We start from the raw sequence: 22667 nt of genomic DNA on the forward strand, positions 1-22667 counted from the left end.
GAAAAACATCATAGATACAATATAGTTGAAGGAAGGTGATGGTATGGGATTTGGAATATTGGCGTTTGCATATTTTCTGCTTATGTTTCCGATTAGACTTAATTTTTCATTATTTATTCCACTTTCGGGATTACATTCGTTGGTCTATATTTTTATGCTCATGGGACTGTATCAGGTACAACGAAGAATGCATCATCGTTTATTGTCTATTTCTATGATACTGTGTATTCTTATAACAGTATTTGTGTTTACCTTGCCAGATCAACAGGTAAGATGGTTGATAGATATCACAGAACCATGGATGGTATTAAGTGTACTTTATGCGGTAAAAAAAGAATGCAATGATAAGATTCAAAAAAGTATGCGTTATTTTACAATACTGTATGTGGCAACATATGTTTTATCTATAGGTATTTATCTGTTATCGGGGTTTCAGGTGTTAACCACACAGATCATGATTCCTATTGTTTTCATACGTTTCCTATTGGCAATTTGGATCATTCTGTTATGTCGTAGAGTGAATTCAGAATTAGAACATATGGTAGTTTTGGAATATCGTGAATATCACATTCCTCATACAAAAAAGCATACCGTTCTTGTGATCACTATCCTATTCGTTTCCATTGTTGCGTTATATTTGACACAAGGTGTTTATCTAAAGAGCATGCTGACGAATACATCTTCTCTAAAAGAAATACCGATATTTTATGAAAGCTCAAAAGTGGACGATACCTATTTGACTGGTTTGGGAATCGATGTAACATGGCCAAATGTGATGACAGGGTTAGAATATGATGAACCGTTTTTCTACACAAAAGATGAAGCTTTGATGGAACAAACCTTTTATATGAACGTAACCTTGTTGAAGAATGGAAATAAGGTCGATATGTATGATACAAGCACACAAGTTGAAGATGAAAAGGATGACATGGTTACTGCCAGAGTTGTGGAGAAAGCGGAAGGCTATCAAATGCGTATGAATAGATCTATGCGCTTTGATTCCATAGAGGTTGCTTCTAATGATGTGATAGAGATGAAGGTTTGCCTTTATGATAAACAAAAGGAAGTCCTTTTTGATCAGACTTATGAAATTGAAAATCGTGATGCTTTGGTCTATGAAGGAAAGGGTTCTGGCATTCGTGTAAAACATATCTTAGCGGGAAATACCTCCTTGTTGACAACACCGGATATGCAGATATCTATGCTTGCTTTACCACAATATCGAGATTATGACACAATGAAATTTCAAATGGAATATCGTAAGAAAGATGTCGTAGTCGCACGTAGTAATACGATCACAATGGAGAATATCAGTTTTATGCCATATCATCAAGGGTATCTTGATGCTTATTGGGGAGGAAATCAATCATGGGATGAACGTGTGTTTGAAAGTGAATCTACGATTGATTATGATCAAGCTGTACTTATCATCGTATTTCAGGGAGGAACTGCATCAGATAAAACCATCGAATTACCTTTGGAGAAGGTATCATGAGGTTGATTTGTGAGGAATGTCAGCGTAAGAAGCTGGAGTTAGAATTATTACCTTATGCTGATTTACAAGTAACCTTGGTTCAAGTCGGTTGTGAAGCAAAAGGAGTTCATATCACTTTTGATCCAACTCAGTTAGAAGAACTCCATGAGGTATTAGACTTAATGATGCACCGACAAAGAAAAACCGTCATGGCACAAAAGGATGGTCGATGGTATCCGATTCTAACCAATGACATTGTTTATATCGAAGGTTATCGTAGGGAAGCCTATCTTCATACCCTGAAACATTCCTATACGATATCCTATCGTTTATATGAAGCAGAAGCACTTTTAGAAGATGAAGGCTTTATAAGGATCAACAAAAGTATGATTGCCAACATAAGAAAGATCAAATGTATCATGCCTGCTTTAAATTCTTGTTATACACTGGAAATGGTCAATGGTGTATGTTTAGAGTGTTCTAGGCAATATTGGAAAATGTTTAAAGCAAAATTAGAAAGAGGTGATTAGATGAAAAACAGAATGTATTCCCATGCAGTATCTACTTTCTTTATCTGTATCGTGTTTTCTATGATCCAAATGATGTATTTAAACCAAATGGAAGAACGTATGATGACAGGGTTTAGCGGTGGAGTCATGTTGTATCATTTTGTGATCGCATGTATTACTGCTTTATGGATGGAATGCTGGTGTTATCTTTTACCTATGATTTATAAAAAAAGTAAATGGATCTATTTCATATTAATTATAAGCTGTATCCTGCTTTGGAATGTGCCTTATTATGTAACTTTATTTTTGAAGCTCTACTATGTTTATCTTGTTATATTGATGGCATATCAATTGTTTATGTTCAAAGAAGCAAATGAACAATTAAAGAAAATACAAGAACAGCTTTAAAGAAGAAGGAATGTCGAAACGACATTCTTTTCGTTTTAGAGTGCAGGACTTATCATTAAAGGATAAATATGGTATGATATATCACGTAAATTAAACATATGAGGTGAGTAAACACATGGCAAAAAAAGTAGTACGATATAAACTGGTACGTCATAAATGGCCAGATGAGATAGAAGCAGAAAAGAAAGTTAGAAAAAGAAGAATTTTAACAGTGGCAACATGTGTTGTTTTCTTTATTGGTGGATTTTTAAGTAATTATTTATGGAATAGCTCTACCTCTGTATCGTCCAATGAAGATTTTGATAAGTTTTTTGACATCTATCATAGTATGAATACAGGTTTTTACTTTGGTAAGGATATTGAAGATTTAAAAGATACATTGATCAATGGAGCGATCGATGGCATGATTGCGGCGGGTGGAGACAAGCATACCACCTATCTGGATCATAATGAAAGTGAACGTTTTACGAGCTCTATGGAAGGAAGCTTTGTTGGTATTGGTGTTGCTTATTATGAACAGGATACCGGTGTTTATATCATATCTAAAGTCTATAAAGGATCTCCTGCGGAAGAAGTCGGATTGATGAGTGGAGATCAGCTTTATGCTGTTGATGGAAAGCTATTGAGTGAAGTGGATATCGATGGTGTAAAAGATTTGGTTGCAGGTAAGGAAGGAACAACCTTAGAATTAGAATTTATACGAAATCATGAGCATATCAAAAAAACAATAAAAAGAGGTACTGTGAATGATTCTGTATTTAGTGAGATCAAAGGCAAAAACGGTATCATGGAAATCAGCTCCATTGCGGAAACGACCGGAGATGAGGTTGGTGTGCATCTAAAAGATATGAAGAAGGCAGGATGTAAAAATCTGATCATTGATTTCAGAGATAATGGTGGCGGTTATCTTGTGGCAGCACAAGAGGTCGCAAGTTATTTATTGGGTGAGGATCAAGTGATTTTTAATGAAATTGATAAAAATGGAAATAAAACAGAGTATAAAACGGAGTCTGGTTATGAGCATTATACCTTTGATAAGATCGTTCTTATTGTAAATGAAAACACGGCAAGTGCTGCTGAGGTGTTGACGGCAGCGCTCAAAGAGCAATTAAATGCTACTGTTGTAGGTGTGAATACTTATGGTAAAGGTACGGTACAGATTCCGGTGACATTTAAAGATGGCAGTATGTTTAAATATACCATTGCGGAATGGATGAGTGCAAAAGGAGCCAAGATAAATGGTGTAGGTATCAAACCTGATGTTGAGGTAAAACTGGATCCTGCGATTTCATTAGGTATGCCGAAGCTAGAAGAGGATGAATCATTTCAACCTGATACAGTTAATGTGGCCGCAAAATCAGTACAATCCTATTTGAAGTTTTTGGGATATCCAGTGGATCGAAGCGATGAATATTTTTCTGTTGCGTCTTCTGAAGCATTGAAACAATATCAACAGGATCATCATTTAAAGGTAACCGGTGTAATCGATGCTTCTGTAACAAAAGATTTGTTATCTAGCGTATCCTATGAATGGAGCATGAATAAGGACAAATATGATTTACAAATGAAAAAGGCGGTGGAAATAGCAAATGGATAAAGAAGAAAAACTATTTGAGCTTGTTTCAGAATATCAGCCTCAAGGAGATCAGCCGAAGGCTATCAAAGCGTTGGTAAAGGGAATTGAAGATGGTAAGAAACAACAGGTTTTATTGGGGGCTACCGGTACAGGGAAGACGTTTACCATTTCTAATGTCATTGCACAGGTGAATAAGCCTACGTTGGTATTTGCGCATAATAAGACACTAGCCGGACAATTGTATAGTGAGTTTAAAGAATTTTTTCCACATAATCGAGTAGAATATTTTGTTTCTAATTTTGATTATTATCAACCAGAGGCGTATCTTCCAAGTACAGATACCTATATCGATAAGAATGCGACAACGAATATGGAACTAGATATGCTTCGTATGGCAGCAGTCAATTCTATTTTAGAGCGTAGAGATACCATTATCATTGCGTCAGTTGCTTGTATTTATGGTGCAAGTAATCCTGAGCAATATCGTGATATGTTTTTTACGCTTCGTGTGGGTGATATCATCGATCGTAAGGAATTGATGGGAAAACTGGTTTCTCGTCAATATACAAGAAACGATGTCGATTTGACCAGAGGTACGTTTCGTGTACGTGGAGATGTGATTGAAATTGCGCCTGGTCATACGGATAGCTTTATCATACGAGTAGAACTATTTGATGATGAAATTGAGCGTATTTGTGAAGTCGAGCCATTGACCGGTAAGACCTTAAGCGCTTATACCGTCTATGTTATGTATCCTGCCAGTGGTTATGCGACTAGACAAGATATCATCAATCGTGCTGCAGGGACCATTGAGGAAGAGTTAGAGGATCGATTACAGGTATTGGAACAGGAAGGGAAACTGTTAGAGAAGCAACGTTTGGAACAGCGTGCACGTTATGATATAGAAGCATTACGTGAATTCGGTGTTTGTCCCGGTATTGAAAACTATTCTCGTCATATAGATGGAAGAAAGCCAGGAGAGCGTCCATATACCTTGTTTGATTATTTTCCGGATGATTTTCTTTTGGTAGTAGATGAAAGTCATGTATCTTTACCGCAGATTCGTGGGATGTATAACGGAGATAGAGCTCGTAAAGAAACGTTGGTGAATTATGGGTTTCGTTTGCCTAGTGCATTAGATAATCGTCCTATGCGTTTTGAAGAGTTTGAGAAAATGTATCACCAAGCAATATTTGTCAGTGCAACACCGGGTAATTATGAATTAGAGAAAACACATGGTGAAGTCATTGAACAGATCATTCGTCCTACCGGTTTATTGGATCCTGTGGTGGAAGTTCGACCAACAAAAGGGCAGATTGATGATTTGGTAGATGAAATCAGAAAACGAATTGAGAATAATGAGCGAACCCTTGTCACAACTTTGACGGTACGGATGGCAGAAGATCTTACCAGTTATCTAAAGGGGATGGATTTTAAGGTTGCTTGGTTACATCATGAAGTGAAAACGATTGAACGTACAGAAATCATTCGAGATTTGAGAAAAGGTAAATATGATGTATTGATCGGTATCAATCTACTTCGTGAAGGATTGGATATTCCGGAAGTATCATTGATTACCATCTTAGATGCGGATAAAGAAGGTTTCTTAAGAAGTGAGCGTTCCTTGATACAGATCATTGGACGTGCAGCTCGTAATGCACAAGGAAAGGTCATCATGTATGGAGATAAGATTACCGATTCTATGCAGAAGGCATTGGATGAAACAGCACGTCGTCGTGAGATTCAGATCGCTTATAATGCAGAACATGGTATCACTCCGCAAACCATTATCAAACCGATCCATGAGGTTGTAAGAAGTAAAGAAACACAAGAAATGACAGCAAAATATATGAATAAGAAGCATAAGGTCAGCAAGAAGGATAAAGAGAAGTTACTTGCTAGTCTAGAGAAAGAAATGAAAGAAGCCGCAAAAGTATTAGACTTTGAGCGTGCTGCTGAGCTTCGAGATATTTTGATTGAATTAAGAGGAGAATCATAGGAGATAGAAATCAAGATTAGAATGATTTCTATCTTTTCTTTTCGTTGACTTTTGAGAAAACATCGTTTACAATATACATAGCGTGCTATATTATAGCGTGCTATGGAATGAGGTGATGAGATGTCAGATGTCAGGATTGGATTTTTGATCAAGCAAGTATATTATATGAATCAAGCAAGATTGAATGTCATGTTTGCGGAATTCGATTTAACTGCGACCCAGACATTTACATTGATCTATTTGTTTAAGGCACATGAAGATGGAAGAATCATCAATCAGCGTGATATTGAACGAGATTTAGATATTTCAAATCCAACAGTGACAGGAATTTTGAATCGTTTGGAACATAAAGGGTTGATCCTTCGTAAGATGAATCCTGCGGATGCACGAGTAAAGAATATCGTGGTGACATCGGAAGCCTTGGAACTGGATAAAATTTTACGTAAGAAGTTTCAAGAAAATGAAAAACAGCTTGTTGAAGTGTTGAGCGAAGAAGAAGTTTCAGAATTAAGTAGAATGTTGGAAAAAATCTTATCAGCCGATATCTGATAATTTTTTTCTAATATAATACATAGCGTGCTATGGAAGTAAGGAGTGAAAAAATGATACGAAGATTATTACAAGAAGTAAAAGAGTTTAAGAAAGCATCGATCTTGGCACCTGTTTTTATGGTAGGTGAAGTGCTTTTGGAAATATCCTTGCCGTTTTTAATGTCCTATATCATTGACCAAGGTGTCAATCAAGGAGATATGTCAAAAGTGGTTTTATATGGCGCTATCATGACAATTGCGGCTTTTGGTTCTTTATTTTGTGGGGCGATGTCAGGGAAATATGCGGCGTATGGATCAGCAGGGTTTGCAAGAAATCTTAGAAAGGCCTTGTTTTCCAATGTACAAGATTTTTCTTTTCAAAATGTAGATCATTTTTCAACTGCAGGGCTTGTGACTAGGATGATGACAGATGTTACCAATGTTCAAAATGCTTATCAGATGGTATTACGTATGTGTGTAAGAGCTCCATTGACCTTAATTTGTGCTTTGAGCATGACCTTTATCATTAATGCAGAGCTTTCGATGGTATTTTTATATGCGACCTTATTTTTAGGGGTGGTATTATGTATCATCATGTTCTCTGCACATCCGATCTTTTTAAAGGTTTTTGATCGTTATGATGACTTAAATGCAAGTGTACAAGAGAATATAACCAACATGCGTGTGGTAAAAGCATACGTGAAAGAAGATCATGAAATCGAAAAATTTCATCGTGCTTCTTATCATATTTATAAAATGTTTAAGAAAGCAGAAAATATCCTTATCTTTAATTCACCTGCAATGCAATTGGCAATGTATGGATGTATCCTTATGATTTCTTGGCTAGGTGCACAGAAAATTGTCGGAGGTAGCTTAACGACTGGTGAATTGATGAGTATGATGACCTATACGATGAATATCTTGATGTCTTTGATGATGTTATCTATGATCTTTGTCATGTTGTCTATGTCACTTGCCTCTGTGAAACGTATTCATGAAGTATTGTTGGAAAAAAGTACGATTGTTTCTCCAGCAAATGCTTGTAAAGATGTCGTTGATGGTTCTGTTAGTTATCGTCATGTGAGCTTCGCTTATGCCAAAACCAGTGAAAGTGATGCACTTCATGATATCAATCTTGAAATTGCTGCTGGAGAAACCATTGGAATCATGGGTGGTACCGGAAGTGGAAAGTCATCTTTGGTTCAGCTATTGGCAAGATTATATGATGTGAGTGATGGTGAATTATTGGTCGCAGGACGTAATGTAAAAGAGTATGATCTTAAGGTGTTAAGAGATTCTGTTTCTATGGTACTTCAAAATAATGTTTTATTCTCAGGTTCTATTAAGGATAATTTACGTTGGGGAAAAGCGGATGCGAGTGATGAAGAAATACAACATGTTTGTAAGCTTGCACAAGCAGATGGCTTTATCCAAGCATTTCCTGATGGTTATGATACCCATATTGAACAAGGAGGAAGTAATGTATCCGGTGGACAACGTCAGCGACTTTGTATTGCCAGAGCATTGTTGAAAAATCCTAAGATTCTGATTTTGGATGATTCCACCAGTGCCGTTGATACAAGAACTGATTTTCTGATTCGAAAAGCGTTTAAAGAGGATTTGCCGAATATCACAAAGTTTATCATCTCTCAACGAATATCTTCTGTAGAGGATGCAGATAAGATCATTGTCATGGATGATGGTCATGTATCCGGCTTTGGAACGCATGAAGAATTATTGAAAACGAATCCGATTTATCAAGAAGTATATGCAACACAGGTCAAAGGAGGTGAAGACGATGAGAATAAATAAAAAACAAGGTAGAGTAAAAGCAGATAGAGAATCTTTAGATGTGTTAAAAAGATTATTCATCTATACCATTCGTGAATATAAGCTAGCGAGTTGTTTTGTATTGATATTCATCATCATTGGATCTCTTGCAAGTGTGGTAAGTTCCTTATTCATTAAAAGTTTGATCGATGATTATATCTTACCTTTGTTGGGAAGTGCTGATCCATCATTTACACCATTATTTCGAACGCTTTGTATGATGGCTGCAATCTTTGCTTGTGGAGTTTTATCCACTTATCTATACAGCAAGATCTTAATTGAAATTTCTCAGGGAACGATGAAACGTATTCGTGATGACTTGTTTGCGCATATGGAAAAATTACCGATTCGCTATTTTGATACTAATTTTCATGGGGATATCATGTCTGTTTATACGAATGATACCGATACATTACGACAAGTAATTTCACAAAGTATCCCTCAATTGATATCTTCTTTGATTACCATCATAGGTGTATTTATCTCTATGTGTATTCTTAGTATTCCTTTGACTTTGATCGTCATCGTCATGGTATGGATCATGAAACGTGTCATGGGGAAGATCGCAGGACAAAGTAGTATTTATTTCCATGCGCAACAAACAGATCTGGGACGTGTCAACGGCTATATCGAAGAAATGATGAGCGGAGCGAAGGTAATCAAAGTCTTCACTCATGAAGAAGCAGTCAAAAAAGAATTCGATGAAGTAAATGATGCTTTATTTGATAGCGCATATCAGGCAAATAAATATGCGAATATATTAATGCCGATCCTCGGTAACTTAGGCAATATTTCTTATGTTTTAACAGCTTTGATCGGTGGTGTATTGGCCATCAATGGCTTTGGTGGTTTGACATTAGGAGCACTTGCCAGCTTTCTACAATTAAACAAGTCGTTTACCGGACCGATTACGCAGGTATCACAACAGTTAAATTCTGTGATCATGGCATCTGCCGGAGCCAAACGTATCTTTGCCATCATGGATGAAGCATTAGAAGTGGATGAAGGAATCGTAACCTTGGCAAATATCAAAGAAGAGAATGGTGAAATCCAAGAATGTGATACGCCAACAGGTAAATGGGCATGGCGTCATCCTAGAAAAGATGGAAGCATTACCTATGTACCACTTGTCGGAGATATCATCTTTCATCATGTAGATTTCGGATATCAATCCAATAAACAGATTTTATACGATATCGATTTATATGCGCAAAAAGGTCAAAAAGTAGCGTTTGTCGGCGCAACGGGTGCAGGGAAAACAACCATTACCAATTTGATCAATCGATTTTATGATATACAAAAAGGTAGTATCACATATGATGGGATCGACATCAAGTTGATCAAAAAAGATGATTTAAGACGTTCTTTGGGTATCGTATTACAGGACACGCATTTATTTACGGGAACGATCATGGATAACATTCGTTATGGGAAAAGTGATGCCAGTGAAGAAGAAGTGATTGCGGCCGCAAAACTTGCCAATGCAGATGGCTTTATACGACACTTAGAACATGGTTATGATACTGTTATATCAGGTGATGGCGCAAGTCTTTCTCAAGGTCAAAGACAGCTTTTATCTATTGCACGGGCAGCCTTGGCAAATTCACCTGTTCTTATTTTGGATGAAGCAACGAGTTCCATAGATTCTAGAACTGAAAAGATCGTTCAAGATGGCATGGATAAGTTGATGAGTGGTAGAACCGTATTTGTGATCGCACATCGTTTATCCACGATACGTAACTCCGATGTGATCATGGTAATGGATCAAGGACATATCATTGAACGAGGCAATCATGAAAAACTGATGAAGGAAAAACAAGTATATTATCAATTATATACCGGAGGCTTAGAATTAGACTAAACATATGAGGATGTCATTGACATCCTTTGTTTTATGAAAAAGATATTGTTTTGTGAACATGAAAATGGCATAATAAATAACGTTTAGGGATAGGAGCGTAGAATGATGAAAACAAAAAGTATGTGTGAGGGAAAACCATTGCCATTGATTTTCTTTTTCTCACTTCCTTTGATGTTAGGAAATATCTGTCAACAGCTTTATACTGTGATGGATACCATGATTGTTTCTCAAAAGCTCGGGGTAGATGCCTTGGCAGCTTTAGGGTGTTGTGATTGGCTGAATTGGATGGGCTTTGGAATCATGACAGGATTTGCTCAAGGATTTTCTATTATGGTATCACATGCATTCGGTATGAAGATCAAAGAAAAGATTCAAGAAAGTATTTTATCTATGTTGGTTTGTTGTCTTGTGGTCAGTGTGGTATTTGTAGTGGTTGCCCTTCCATGTATGCCACTTGCATTGCAGCTGTTAAATACACCCGATGCTATCTTTGATATGACCTTATTGTATACAAGGATCATTTTTCTCGGGTTGCCGATCACGATGTTTTATAATGCGTTTGCGGCTATTTTAAGAGCTTTAGGGAATAGTAAGGCCCCTCTTTTTGCGATGGTACTTGCATCTGTTGTAAATATCATCTTGGATCTATTATTTGTTATGGTATTTGAAACAGGGATTGCAGGAGCCGGTATTGCGACCTTGATTGCACAATTTGTAGCCGGTTGTTATTGTGTATTCAAGCTGATTCAGATCAAAGATGTATTACCGAAACGATTATGTAAAGATACACAAGTATATCTTCATCTCATGAAACTAGGATTTCCTATGGCACTTCAAAATGTATTGATTTCCATTGGTGGAATGGTGTTGACCAGTGTGATCAATCGCTATGGTACCTTGTTTTTAGCTGGTTTTACTGCAGTGAATAAATTATATGGTATCCTAGAAGTATCCGCAGTATCCTATGGATATGCAATGGTAACCTATACAGGACAGAATTATGGCGCAAGACAATATGATAGAATCAAACAGGGTGTAAGATCGGCAGTCATGTTAAGTGTGATAACCGCAATCTGTATCTCCATAGGCTTATTTCTATTCGGAAAGAACTTGTTATCTTTTTTCATTTCCGCAGATGGTGCGGTATATGAAGAAGTCATGGGGATTGCATGGACCTTCCTTCAATGGATGGCTTGGTTTTTACCTGTTCTTTATTTGTTACATATTTATCGTTCAACGATACAAGGACTCTCTGATACCTTGATTCCTATGTTATCTGGTATGTTTGAGTTGATTGTAAGAATTGCGGTCGCATGCCTATTACCGATATGTTTTGGTAGAAATGGCTTATATCCGGTAGAAGTATTGGCTTGGTTTGGTGCTGTAGTGTTGTTGATACCAAGTTATTACAGTAAAGAGCGAAAGTTGATGAAAAAGCAAGAGGTTAAGCTGTGATCAAAGGTATCGTATTTTTCAATATCTGAAATAAGGTTTCCTCTTGTTTGGTAAAGCCGGTATCAGAAAAGAAGATCACACAGATGTTCATTTGAAATGCTTCCTCTTTGATTGGTATATAACAAAAATCTGGATGTTTTGAATCTGATGTAAGTGTTAAAAATGAAACATAGGAATGATTTTTTAATGCTAAAAATAATTCATCTCTGTTTTGTACTTTGAGTGATGTTTCGATATGATAAAGCTGTTTTAGCATTGATGTATCAGGCAATGTTGTATAATAGGTCAAAGGATAGGTAAGGGTTTCCCTCATAGAGATACTTTTTCTATTCGCAAGAGGATGCTTTTTACTAACGATTACATAAGTTTGGACGGATTCAAAAAGGGTAAGATATTGAAGATGATATTGTTTGATATGCTCTACAAAGTCATTCATATCTGCTTGATATATGGGAAGGATGCCGATATGTGCGTTCTTCGTTATAACATCTTTTAAAACTTGAGATGGGTTCGTTCGTTGAAGCATATTAGAAAATGTAAGCCCCATTTCTTGAACATTTAGAAAGGCCTCCCATAGATAAGATAAATAAATAAAGGAAATAGAGATTGTATCAGACTCGTGTTGAGGAGCCAATACCTCTATTTTTTTATACTCGGCAAGAATGGTTTTGATGATATCCATCAACTTTTCTCCTTTTTCTGTTAATGTAACACCTTTTGGCGTTCTTAAAAAAACGAGAAAACCTAATTCGTGTTCACACCGTTTGACGATGTTGTTTAGAGATGGTTGAGAAATGTATAACTTTTGTGCGGCACGATTGATAGAACCACATTCAGCAATTGTCAAAAGTTGTTGTAAATGATGTATTTCCATATGTAGATTTTCCTTTCAGTTATAATGTATATGTTATAACAGATATATCAGGATACTTCAAGACAAAACGGTAAAAAAGGAATAAAATGAGAAGCAGATAAAAAGGAGTGAGAAAAAAATGAATCAAACAATCTATGAGGAAAGTAAAGCAATGTTTGAAGAATTGATAAAGTGGCGAAGAGCATTACACAAAATGCCTGAATTGGGATGTAACCTTCCTCAAACGGTTGCTTTTGTGGAAAAGAAGTTAACAGAGTTTGGTATTCCATTTGAAACCAAAGTAAGTGGAAATTGTGTCATTGGATATTTAGGTACAGGAGATAGAAGTTTGCTTCTAAGAGCTGATATGGATGGGTTGCCGATATGTGAAGAAAGTCAATTATCATTCGCTTCTCAAAATGGGAATATGCATGCATGTGGTCATGATTTACATACTACTGCATTATTGGGAGCTGCAAAGATATTAAAAAGACATGAAAAAGAACTAAAAGGACGAATCATATTATTGTTTCAGCCAGGTGAGGAAACATTTGAAGGAGCTCAGGCTGTGCTTAAGGAAAACCTATTCACAGATTTTAAGGTAGATGCGGCATTTGCTACTCATGTTGCAAGTACGATACCTGTGGGAACCATTGCATATGGTACGATGGTCGCAACTTCTGTCTTCGGTTTTAAGATAACGATCACAGGCAAAGGTACGCATGGCGCTATGCCTCAAAATGGAATTGATCCTATCAATGTCGGTGTTCATATCTATCAGGCATTGCAAGAATTGATCGCAAGAGAATGTGCTGCGAGTAAAGAAGTTACGTTGACCATAGGACAATTTCAATCCGGTATGGTAAGTAATGTCATTCCAGAAACGGCTGTATTACAAGGTACACTTCGAACCTTTGATAATGAAATAAAACAATTTCTGATCACTCGTATAAAGGAAATTGTAGAGAATATAGCAAATGCGTTTCATGCAAAGAGTACGATCGATGTTTTGATGGATATTCCGGTACTTTGTTGTGATGAAAAAAGAAATGAAGAAATTGCGCAATCGTTACAAGCGATGAATGCAGAACTTCACATCATATCCGGTCTACATACAACAGGATCAGATGATTTTGCGGTTTTCGCAAATGAAATACCTTCTTCTTATTTCATGATCGGAGCAAAAGCTGATTCTGATAAGATTTATGCACATCATAATCCTAACGTTTGTTTTCATGAAGATGTGTTACCGATAGAAACTGCTGTTTATGCTTGTGTAGCAATAAACTGGACATAAGAGAGATACACGTAACTGTAGACTCTCTTTTTTTATGATTGATGTTTGGTAAAGTCTATTGTAGTGTTGTGGCAACACTCTGCTAAGGCAAAGTTATTCGTATGAAAGAATGAGTCCTATGCTATTAGTGACAAAAAGTAGAGAAAGCTTTTTTGTGTTGAAACAAGATAGTAAAATAAAAGCATTTAAACGATGATTATCGTTTAAATTAATAGGAATATAAACAGAGGATATAAAAATGTAAAGGGTTTTCAACACTTATTTTGATATAGGAAGAAAATGAACACTAAACACGATATAATGAGCGTGTTGATGATATCAACACTGATAATGTCGAAGTTGTTTTAATGTCGAAAAAACTTTTTCTTCTACGATTAGTGTCGGCATTTTTTGGAACTAAAGACGTTAGATGAAGGACTCGTTATAATGAAATCGTAAAGTTGGAAGCGATAAAGGAGGTGACATAATGAGTCTTGTAAGTACGAAACATCAAGTAATAGAATATGTTAGAAAAGCAACAAAATCAATAAACCTTGATCATCTATATGTGTTTACAACGATGAACATTTCAAAAACCTTAAGTTTATCTAGATCCCTCACTTCACAGTATTTAAATGAACTTGTAAAGGATGAAAAGGTAATTAAAATTAGCTCTCGCCCTGTATATTATTTTGATCGTAATGAGTTAGAGAAGAAATATCATGTGCAACTATCTCAATCAGATTTTTTAAGCTTAAGTGAATTACTCCAACAATTACACGGAGATAGTTTACAATTACAAGATTTTCATAAGGCAATTGGCGATGAAGGAAGTTTGCATTATTGTATTTCCCAGATCAAATCAGCCTTATTATATCCTGATGGGGGATTGCCTGTGGTACTTTATGGGGAAAAAGGATGTGGAAAATCTTACTTGGTAACTTTGATTTATGAGTTTTGTGTCAATCATGAATTATTGAGCAAACAAGCGCCATTCTTGAAGATGAAGGTATTAAAGAATGATGTCACAGAATCCTATCGAAAGGAATTGTTTGGATATTATGATGAAAAAGAACAACGATTTCGAAAAGGAAAATTAGAAGAAGCAGATGGTGGTATCTTATATATTCAAGATGCTAATCATTTGAATGAAGATTGCCAAGAGAAATTGGCAGAGTTTATCAATTATGGTAAGTACACAAGTTTAGATGATGATTCTATAGTAATAGAAAGCAGCGCAAGAATTATATTAAGTAGTGTAGAAGATCCAAGAGAAACATTTACGCAAAGCTTGTTGCTGACCATACCAGTCATCTGTACCATTCCAACATGGTTAAGTAGGAATGAAGATGAACGCCGAGAATTTATTATAAAATTCTTTAAAGAAGAACAGGAGCGCTTGGATATTCCGGTCTATATTTCAGAAAAAATGCTATTATTGCTCATCAATTATGATTTTGAAAATAACATTAATGAATTAAAGAAATGTATCAAAACCATATGTGCTAATGCATATGCAGAACGCAATGAACAAGATCGTTTGCATGCTTGCATGTATCATTTGCCTATTCAATTACTCAATTATTTAAGCATTCATAAAATGGATAATGAAGATGATAATATGCTACGTATCGATGGCATGGAAAAAGATGGTGGTAGTAATAAAATTATGATCATGTGGGAACAATTCTTGGTTCTATATGAACATCATAAAACATGTTTTAAACAGTTTATAGATGAAGGTCAGAAAATACTTCGCTATTATTATGATATTCTTATCTTTCAAGAAAGCTATTTTGATGATCGTTTATCTGCTATTGAAAAGATCGTATTGGATATATTAGCAGCGGTGAAAAATTCAAGAAATCTCATTTTACCGATTAATTGCGGTTATGTTTTAACTAGAATGATACTAACATCACAAAGAAACAATACAAATTTCAAACAATGGGAATCAGATAATAAAACAGCCATTAAAGAATGCTTGTTAAGTATGAAAAAGAATATGCAAAATGAATACATATTATCTGAACTGATACTAAAACAAATACAAACACATTTGAATATCCGTTTGAGTGATATGAACCATATCTTCTTAATGATGAATATTAATTTATACAATAAGGATATTTACGCACAGGATACGATAGGTGTGATATTAAGTCATGGATATTCTACAGCTAGTTCTATTGCAGATGCGGCGAATTCTTTGCTTTCTACTTATATTTTCGAAGCAATCGATATGCCTTTGGATACGCCGATCCAAGAAGTCAGTAAAAAATTAAATGCGTTTATCAATGAAAACCGACATATCAAAAACATTATTTTATTAGTAGATATGGGATCATTGGAAGAGATAGGAACAGTGATTGCAGATAGTGTGAATGTTGGTGTCATCAATAACATTTCAACATCTTTGGCGTTGAATATCGGTACAAAAATTTTACAACATTATGAATTGGAAGAAATCTTAAAAGTTGCATGTATTGAAGCCCAATGTCGATACAAAGTATTGTCCATAGCAAAAAAAGAAAAAGCAATCGTATTTACCAATGATGCCGGAATGGTCGTAAGTGAAAAATTGAGTCGTTTGTTTAAGGATAGTCTACCAAGAGATATCGATCTGAAAATGTTGGAATATGATTATGAAGAGCTTGTAAAAAACGGTTCCTCGGATTTGATCTTCAAAAAATATGATGTTGTGTTAATGATCAAACCATATAACCTAAAATTACAAAATGTTAATTGCGTAACATTAGAAGACATTATGAATTTCAAAGATATTGATAAAGTAAATAACATTTTAGTACCGTATTTAGATGAGTATGAAATAGAAGAATTTGATCAACGATTATTGAAAAATTTCTCAATGCAATCTGTGATGGAAAATCTAACCATATTGAATGCATCCAAGCTGTTGGACGATGTCAGTGATGCCATCACAGCCCTTCAAAGAATCATGAAACGTAAATTTCAAACAAAAACCATTGTAGGAATTTATATTCATATATGTTTCTTGGTAGAGCGTTTGGTCACGAAAACAGCATTGGAAAATTATAATGATCTAAGTGGATTTATAAAACATCATCAAGATTTTATTGAAGATGTAAATCGTAGTTTTGATACCATGCTTGCTCATTATCATGTTAGTTTACCGATCAGTGAAATTGCGTATTTATATGAATATATAGAAAATGACAGTATGAAAGGGGAAGGTGAAGATGAATTTTAGGGAACAATTAGCAGGAATGAACAACCATTATCGTTACTATGATTTAGAATGCTTTTTTAAGAAACTGCAAGAACATGATATTCATTATGCAGAACTTTGGACTGGTCCTATGCATTTCTATGTAGATGCCTATGGACATGAAGATCTGACTAAACTTAGAAAGTTACAAGATCGATACGATGTGAAAATTATCGGGATATGTCCAGAACAAACCAATCCCAAGCCCAATCATATTGCCTCACCGACACGTCAAGATGATATTTATCGATATTATCAGAATATGATCCATATTGCAAAGGAGATAGGATGTAATCAGGTGTTAGTTACAAGTGGGTGGTCGTTTTACAACGAAAATAAGCAAGAAGCATGGAATCGTTCTGTTAAGATGATGAAACGTATTTGTGAATATGCGCAAATAAATGATGTCACATTGGTGATGGAAGCACTTCAATATGATGAATCACTTCTTGTCAATGATGTGAAAGATTTGAAAGCATATCGAGCAGAAGTTGGATATGATTGCTTAAAGGTTTGTATTGACTTTGGGGCAATGGCACGTGTGAATGATACCTTGGATGATTATTTCCAAGCATTTGGCAGCGATGTGGTTCATATTCATTTTGTGGATGGAGCACCTTGTGGACATTTGGCTTGGGGAGATGGAAGACGTAATCTAGTGAACGATCTTAAGCAACTGGAAACTTATGGATATCGTGGCTATTTATCCTTAGAAACAGCCACTTCAAGATATTTCCAAGAGCCTTGGGTAGCAGAAGAAACAACACTACTAAGCTTTAAAAGATGGGAAGGAGGGAAAGTATGAGACATACCATTTTGGCTAGCCATGGGCATTTCGCACAAGGAATCTACGAGTCAGTCAAGATCATATTAGGGGAACAACAAAATGTTCATATCATCTGTGGCTATGTAGATGGAAATCAAGACATCAAAGAGTTGGTACATCAAGTGATGGATCAAATACCTTTGGAGGATGAAGTGATTGCATGTACGGATGTATTGGGTGGAAGTGTAAACAATGAAATGATGAAGTATCTGTCAAGAAAACACTTCTATTTGGTGACAGGCGTAAATTTACCCTTGTTGATCAATCTGTTTCTTTACCAACAAGAAGATGCAGATGAAATGATACGACGTATATTGCCTGAAGTTCAAGGTAGTATTACCTATTGTAATCAACATAAAACAAGTACAGTAGAAGAGGATTTCTAAAGAAAGGAGGAAAGTAAAAATGATACGCTTATGTAGAGTAGATCATCGATTATTGCATGGACAAGTGGCTTTTTCTTGGACCAACGCTGTAGGGGCAGATTGTATTTTGGTCGCAAGTGATATGGTCGTACACGATGAAGTGTGGAAAACAACACTTAAACTGGGAAAGCCTGCAGGAGTAAAATTGGTCATCAAAAACATCGAAGATTCCATCAATGCCATCAATAGCGGAGTAACGGATAAGTATAAATTATTGATTGTTGTTCAAACCATTCAAGATGCAAATCGTTTAAGTAAAGCTTGTCCTATGATTACTAGTATCAATCTTGGTGGAGCTAAAAAGAAACCGGGTTATCGTCAATTATCCACTGCAGTTTATATTGGGGAGGAAGAAACAGCTGCACTCAATGAGATGATAAGTCGTGGTTTAGAAGTAGAAATTCGCCAACTTGCGGCAGATAGCAAGGTGTTGGCTAAATCCGTTCTATAAGAACGTAAGAAAAGGAGGATATTATGTTAGAAGCGGTATTACTTGGTCTGATTGGTGCACTTGGTGTTATGGATTATCAATTTGGTTCTTTATACATCAATCGACCTATTGTATTGGGACCTCTTGTCGGTCTAGTATTAGGGGATGTTACGCAGGGGTTGATCATTGGAGCAAACTTAGAGTTATTCTTTATGGGCGCTGTCAGTATTGGTGCGTATGTACCACCTGATTCTATCGTAGGTGGTATTCTGGCGACTGCATTTGCAATTTCTACAGGGAATAGTACAGAAGCTGCCATTGCATTGGCAATGCCGATCGGTTTGATTTCATTGGCAGTGGGTAACTTCTTAAATGTCTTTAATTCTATCATTTTACGTTGGACCGATCGTTATGCTAGCCAATCTAAATATGGTGGTGTGGTCGCAACGCATTGGATGATAGGTATGATGAATGTATTGCGTAGATTCTTATTGGTTTTCTTTGCATTCTATTTAGGGGTAGATAAGATGCAGGGATTGATCGATGCCATTCCAAGTGTTCTTATTGATGGTATGGATGCAGCAGCCGGATTGTTACCGGCATTGGGATTTGCGATGTTAATGCGTATGATATTAAACAAACAAATCATTCCATATTTCTTCTTAGGATTCTTGTTATCTGCATATTTGAACATGCCGGTTTTGGGTGTTGCGATTTTAGGGGTCATTGTGATTTTAATACAATTTGGTTTCTTAAATCCAAAAAAACAAATGGCAGGAGCTAATGAAACGATAACAAAGGAGGATGAAGACGATGACTTCTAATATTACAAAAAAAGATTTAAACAAAATGGCAGTCAATCAAGGTGCTCTGGGGATGGAATTTTCATGGAACTATGAACGACAAATGCATATATCATTTGCGATGATGATGAATCCTATTTTAAAGAAAATATATAAAGATGATCAAGAAGGATATCAAGATGCCTTAATAAGACATGTGGAATTCTTTAATATCACACCGCAGTTAGCGCCATTTGTCGGTGGTGTTGTCGCCTCTATGGAAGAACTAAAAGCAAGAGGAGAAGTAGATGGAAAAGCAATATCCAGTATCAAAACTGCATTGATGGGACCACTTAGTGGAATCGGTGACTCTATCTTTATCGGATGTATTCGTATCATTGCACTAGGCGTAGGGTTATCCTTTGCATTGGCCGGAAATCCGATCGGTCCATTCATTTATTTCTTGATTTATAATATTCCGGCCTTTATTGTTCGTTTTGGCGGTGCACAACTTGGGTATAACTTAGGATTTAGTTATTTAAGCAAAATGAAAGAATCCGGTATGATGGATAAAGTGTTGTTAGCAGCAGGTATCCTAGGGATCATGGTTATCGGAGCAATGTGTAAAGATATGGTGTATACGGGAATCGCTTTAAATGTAGGATCCGGAGAAACAGCGCAACCGTTACAAGAAATTCTTGATGGAATCATGCCTGGTATGATTGGCTTATCAGTGACTTGGATTTATTACTGGTTACTAAAGAAAAAGGTGAATCCATTGATGTTGATCGTAGGAACCATGATCATTGGAGTCGCAGGAAAAGCAATAGGATTATTTTAATACATAGGAGGATAGGATGAAATGAAAACATTATTAAAATTTAACGAAGAGGAATACAGAGAAAGCGCAAAAGAAATTTGTGCGGCACGTAAAATAGCAGAAGAAGTCGCAGATCGTATTTGTGAAGAAGGATTTGACAGTATCTTCTTTAGTGCAGTGGGTGGATCTTTATCACCGATGATGGCAATCGCTCAATTTGTAAAAGAATTAACTACATTACCGATTTATGTGGAACAAGCAGCTGAATTACTAACTTGCGGTCATCAAAGATTAAACAAAGATTCTGTCTTGATTACATTATCCAAATCAGGAGATACCAAAGAAAGTGTTGCAATTGCTAACTATTGTAAAGAACATGGAATTCGTGTAATTTGTTGTACAGGAAATGAAGAATCACCACTAGCTAAAGCTAGTAAATACTTAGTCCCAATGAAACACAAAAATGGTGTAGAATATGAATATATGTTACTATATTGGTTATTCTTTAGAATTTTACATAACAAAGGTGACTTCGAAGACTACGAAGCATTTGCGAATGGATTAAGCAAATTACCATATAATCTAATAAAGGTAAAAGAACAATTTGATCCAAAAGCAGAAACGATAGCGAAAGAACACTTTGATGCTTCTATTCAATATTGGATCGCAGGAAATGAAATGTGGGGAGAAGCATATTTATTCTCTATGTGTATTTTAGAAGAAATGCAATGGATCAAAACAAAATCAGTTACAAGTGCAGAATTCTTCCATGGGACATTGGAATTAATAGAACCTGGAATCAGTACTTTCTTGATCAAAGGAGAAGGAAAAGGAAGAGTTTTGGATGAACGTGCACAAAAATTCTTAGAAGCACATACCGATAAGCTAGTTGTATTTGATCCAGCAGAATATGCATTGGATGATATGCCTAAACAATTCCGTTGGATAGTCGCTCCACTTGTATGTTCTACTTGTTTGGTTGATCGATTGGCAGCACATCTGGAATCCTATACAGGGCATAATCTGGACTATCGTAGATATTATCGCCAATTTGAATATTGATGAAAGCTGTAATCTTTGATATGGATGGGGTTCTGATTGATTCAGAGCCTCTTTATATGCAATTTGTATTAGATTTTTTTCATCAACATCATCAACAAGTATCTACAAATGAGCTTAAAAAACTTGCGGGATCAAATGCATTTGATTCATGGAAATTGATGGGGGAATGGTGGCATCCTAAAAAAAGTCCAAAAGATATGCAATTGTATTATGAAACCCATGTGAAGCATGAAAAAGTTGATTTTACACAACTATTGAATCCATATGTTCATTATGTTTTACCAAGATTGAAACAAGCGGGATACCGCTTGGCAATCGCTTCTTCCTCCTCTTATGCTGAGATTTATGATATGTGTAAAACATGTAATTTGTTGCAATATTTCGATGTATTGGTAAGTGGAGAACAATTTCAAAGAAGTAAGCCGGACCCCCAAATCTATCAACATACCATGGAGTTATTACAAGTACGACCTCAAGATTGTTTTGTGATAGAGGATTCGGATTATGGTATAGAAGCCGGATCAGCAGCACAAGCGGTTGTGATTGCTAAAATCGATCAGCGATTTTCTTTTGATCAAAGCAAGGCAACCTATAAAGTACATGACCTATATGAGGCTATGCAATTGATATTGAAAGGAGAATATCATGATAGAGAAAAGAATTGATTATATTGATGATCCCAAAGATACTTATGAACAGTATCTTCAAAAGGCAATGAAATATAATTTTCGTTGTATTTTCGCAAATCCAGAAACTATAGATATTGCAAAAGAGATGTTAAAAGGAAGTGATATCATAATAGCAGGAGCAATTGATTTTCCATTAGGTGTGCTTACTTTAGAAGAAAAATTAAATCGATTTCAACTATATGCTGATTTGGGATTCAAAGAAATCGATTATGTATTATGTCAAAAACATGTGGAAAACTGTCAATATGAAGACATTTATAAAGAAATGGATGCTGTCCATCGGTTTTGTATCGCACATGATATTCGAGAAAAAGTAATTGTAGAAATGTGTAAATTAAAAGATGAGGATGCTAAAAGAAAAATTTGTGAAATTGCCAATCAAGTTAAGCCTAGTTTCTTAAAAACATCAACAGGAAAGAGTTGGAAAGGTGCACAGTTAGAAGATGTGAAACTAATGAAAGAATGCTTATGTGATGATATTAAGATCAAGGCTGCAGGTGGTATCAAAACATATGAGCAAGCGATAGCATTTTTCAAAGAAGGCGCTGATGTGATCGGAGCAAGTGCCGGCATTGCAATCGTAGAGGAAAGTAGAGACGAATAAAAGTCTTT

The 22667-nt window shown here is 35.9% G+C and carries 20 protein-coding genes; 19 read left to right on the top strand and 1 reads right to left on the bottom strand.

What is annotated here, in order from left to right:
• Nucleotides 1-43: 43 nt before the first annotated feature.
• From UGRO018_RS00515 to UGRO018_RS00555, 9 genes are all read left to right on the top strand, one after another.
• Nucleotides 44-1495 carry a hypothetical protein gene (locus UGRO018_RS00515; RefSeq protein WP_416324491.1) on the top strand — a complete coding sequence of 484 codons (1452 nt, stop codon included), beginning with the start codon at nt 44-46 and terminating at the stop codon, nt 1493-1495.
• A complete protein-coding gene (locus tag UGRO018_RS00520) occupies nt 1492-2004 on the top strand; it encodes a LytTR family DNA-binding domain-containing protein (protein ID WP_416324492.1) in 513 nt (170 codons plus the stop codon). The genes UGRO018_RS00515 and UGRO018_RS00520 overlap by 4 nt, the downstream gene beginning before the upstream one ends.
• Nucleotides 2005-2391, top strand: coding sequence for a hypothetical protein (locus UGRO018_RS00525; RefSeq protein ID WP_416324493.1), 387 nt, complete (start codon nt 2005-2007; stop codon nt 2389-2391).
• Between the two features lie 115 nt (nt 2392-2506).
• Nucleotides 2507-3988, top strand: a complete 1482-nt coding sequence (locus UGRO018_RS00530) for a S41 family peptidase (RefSeq protein WP_416324494.1) — start codon at nt 2507-2509, stop codon at nt 3986-3988.
• Nucleotides 3981-5966, top strand: a complete 1986-nt coding sequence (gene uvrB / locus UGRO018_RS00535) for an excinuclease ABC subunit UvrB (protein WP_416324495.1) — start codon at nt 3981-3983, stop codon at nt 5964-5966. Before UGRO018_RS00530 ends, uvrB begins: the two co-directional genes overlap by 8 nt.
• A 120-nt stretch (nt 5967-6086) precedes the next feature.
• A complete protein-coding gene (locus UGRO018_RS00540) occupies nt 6087-6515 on the top strand; it encodes a MarR family winged helix-turn-helix transcriptional regulator (RefSeq protein ID WP_416324496.1) in 429 nt (142 codons plus the stop codon).
• A 53-nt stretch (nt 6516-6568) separates the two neighbouring features.
• Nucleotides 6569-8308, top strand: a complete 1740-nt coding sequence (locus UGRO018_RS00545) for an ABC transporter ATP-binding protein (RefSeq protein WP_416324497.1) — start codon at nt 6569-6571, stop codon at nt 8306-8308.
• Nucleotides 8295-10187, top strand: a complete 1893-nt coding sequence (locus UGRO018_RS00550) for an ABC transporter ATP-binding protein (RefSeq protein WP_416324498.1) — start codon at nt 8295-8297, stop codon at nt 10185-10187. Before UGRO018_RS00545 ends, UGRO018_RS00550 begins: the two co-directional genes overlap by 14 nt.
• A 105-nt stretch (nt 10188-10292) precedes the next feature.
• A complete protein-coding gene (locus UGRO018_RS00555; protein WP_416324499.1) occupies nt 10293-11642 on the top strand; it encodes an MATE family efflux transporter in 1350 nt (449 codons plus the stop codon).
• Here the strand turns inward: UGRO018_RS00555 and UGRO018_RS00560 are convergent.
• Nucleotides 11632-12516 carry a LysR family transcriptional regulator gene (locus tag UGRO018_RS00560; protein ID WP_416324500.1) on the bottom strand — a complete coding sequence of 295 codons (885 nt, stop codon included), beginning with the start codon at nt 12514-12516 and terminating at the stop codon, nt 11632-11634. The genes UGRO018_RS00555 and UGRO018_RS00560 overlap by 11 nt on opposite strands.
• 118 nt (nt 12517-12634) lie before the next feature.
• Between UGRO018_RS00560 and UGRO018_RS00565 the strand changes: the two genes are divergently transcribed.
• The 10 genes from UGRO018_RS00565 to deoC all read left to right on the top strand — a co-directional run bounded on the left by UGRO018_RS00565 (nt 12635) and on the right by deoC (nt 22659).
• The gene (locus UGRO018_RS00565) at nt 12635-13792 is read left to right on the top strand and encodes a M20 metallopeptidase family protein (protein WP_416324501.1); all 1158 of its coding nucleotides are present in this window, start codon (nt 12635-12637) and stop codon (nt 13790-13792) included.
• A gap of 466 nt (nt 13793-14258) precedes the next feature.
• Entirely contained in the window at nt 14259-17003 is a 2745-nt protein-coding gene (locus UGRO018_RS00570) for a sigma 54-interacting transcriptional regulator (protein WP_416324502.1), read from the top strand.
• Nucleotides 16993-17826, top strand: a complete 834-nt coding sequence (locus UGRO018_RS00575; protein ID WP_416324503.1) for a sugar phosphate isomerase/epimerase family protein — start codon at nt 16993-16995, stop codon at nt 17824-17826. Before UGRO018_RS00570 ends, UGRO018_RS00575 begins: the two co-directional genes overlap by 11 nt.
• Entirely contained in the window at nt 17823-18233 is a 411-nt protein-coding gene (locus UGRO018_RS00580) for a PTS sugar transporter subunit IIA (RefSeq protein ID WP_416324504.1), read from the top strand. The genes UGRO018_RS00575 and UGRO018_RS00580 overlap by 4 nt, the downstream gene beginning before the upstream one ends.
• Before the next feature lie 19 nt (nt 18234-18252).
• Nucleotides 18253-18723, top strand: coding sequence for a PTS sugar transporter subunit IIB (locus UGRO018_RS00585; protein WP_416324505.1), 471 nt, complete (start codon nt 18253-18255; stop codon nt 18721-18723).
• Between the two features lie 23 nt (nt 18724-18746).
• Nucleotides 18747-19526 (top strand): PTS mannose/fructose/sorbose/N-acetylgalactosamine transporter subunit IIC, encoded by a 780-nt coding sequence (locus UGRO018_RS00590; protein ID WP_416324506.1) that lies wholly within the window; start codon nt 18747-18749, stop codon nt 19524-19526.
• Entirely contained in the window at nt 19507-20325 is an 819-nt protein-coding gene (locus UGRO018_RS00595) for a PTS system mannose/fructose/sorbose family transporter subunit IID (RefSeq protein ID WP_416324507.1), read from the top strand. Before UGRO018_RS00590 ends, UGRO018_RS00595 begins: the two co-directional genes overlap by 20 nt.
• A 21-nt stretch (nt 20326-20346) precedes the next feature.
• Nucleotides 20347-21366 (top strand): SIS domain-containing protein, encoded by a 1020-nt coding sequence (locus UGRO018_RS00600; protein WP_416324508.1) that lies wholly within the window; start codon nt 20347-20349, stop codon nt 21364-21366.
• Nucleotides 21366-22031 (top strand): HAD family hydrolase, encoded by a 666-nt coding sequence (locus tag UGRO018_RS00605; RefSeq protein WP_416324509.1) that lies wholly within the window; start codon nt 21366-21368, stop codon nt 22029-22031. Before UGRO018_RS00600 ends, UGRO018_RS00605 begins: the two co-directional genes overlap by 1 nt.
• Nucleotides 22012-22659, top strand: a complete 648-nt coding sequence (gene deoC / locus UGRO018_RS00610; RefSeq protein WP_416324510.1) for a deoxyribose-phosphate aldolase — start codon at nt 22012-22014, stop codon at nt 22657-22659. The genes UGRO018_RS00605 and deoC overlap by 20 nt, the downstream gene beginning before the upstream one ends.
• The last annotated feature ends 8 nt before the right edge of the window (nt 22660-22667 follow it).

This window comes from Hoskinsella mucinilytica (assembly GCF_045223415.1).
In the GTDB taxonomy this organism is placed as follows: Bacteria; Bacillota_I; Bacilli_A; order Erysipelotrichales; family Erysipelotrichaceae; genus Hoskinsella; species Hoskinsella mucinilytica.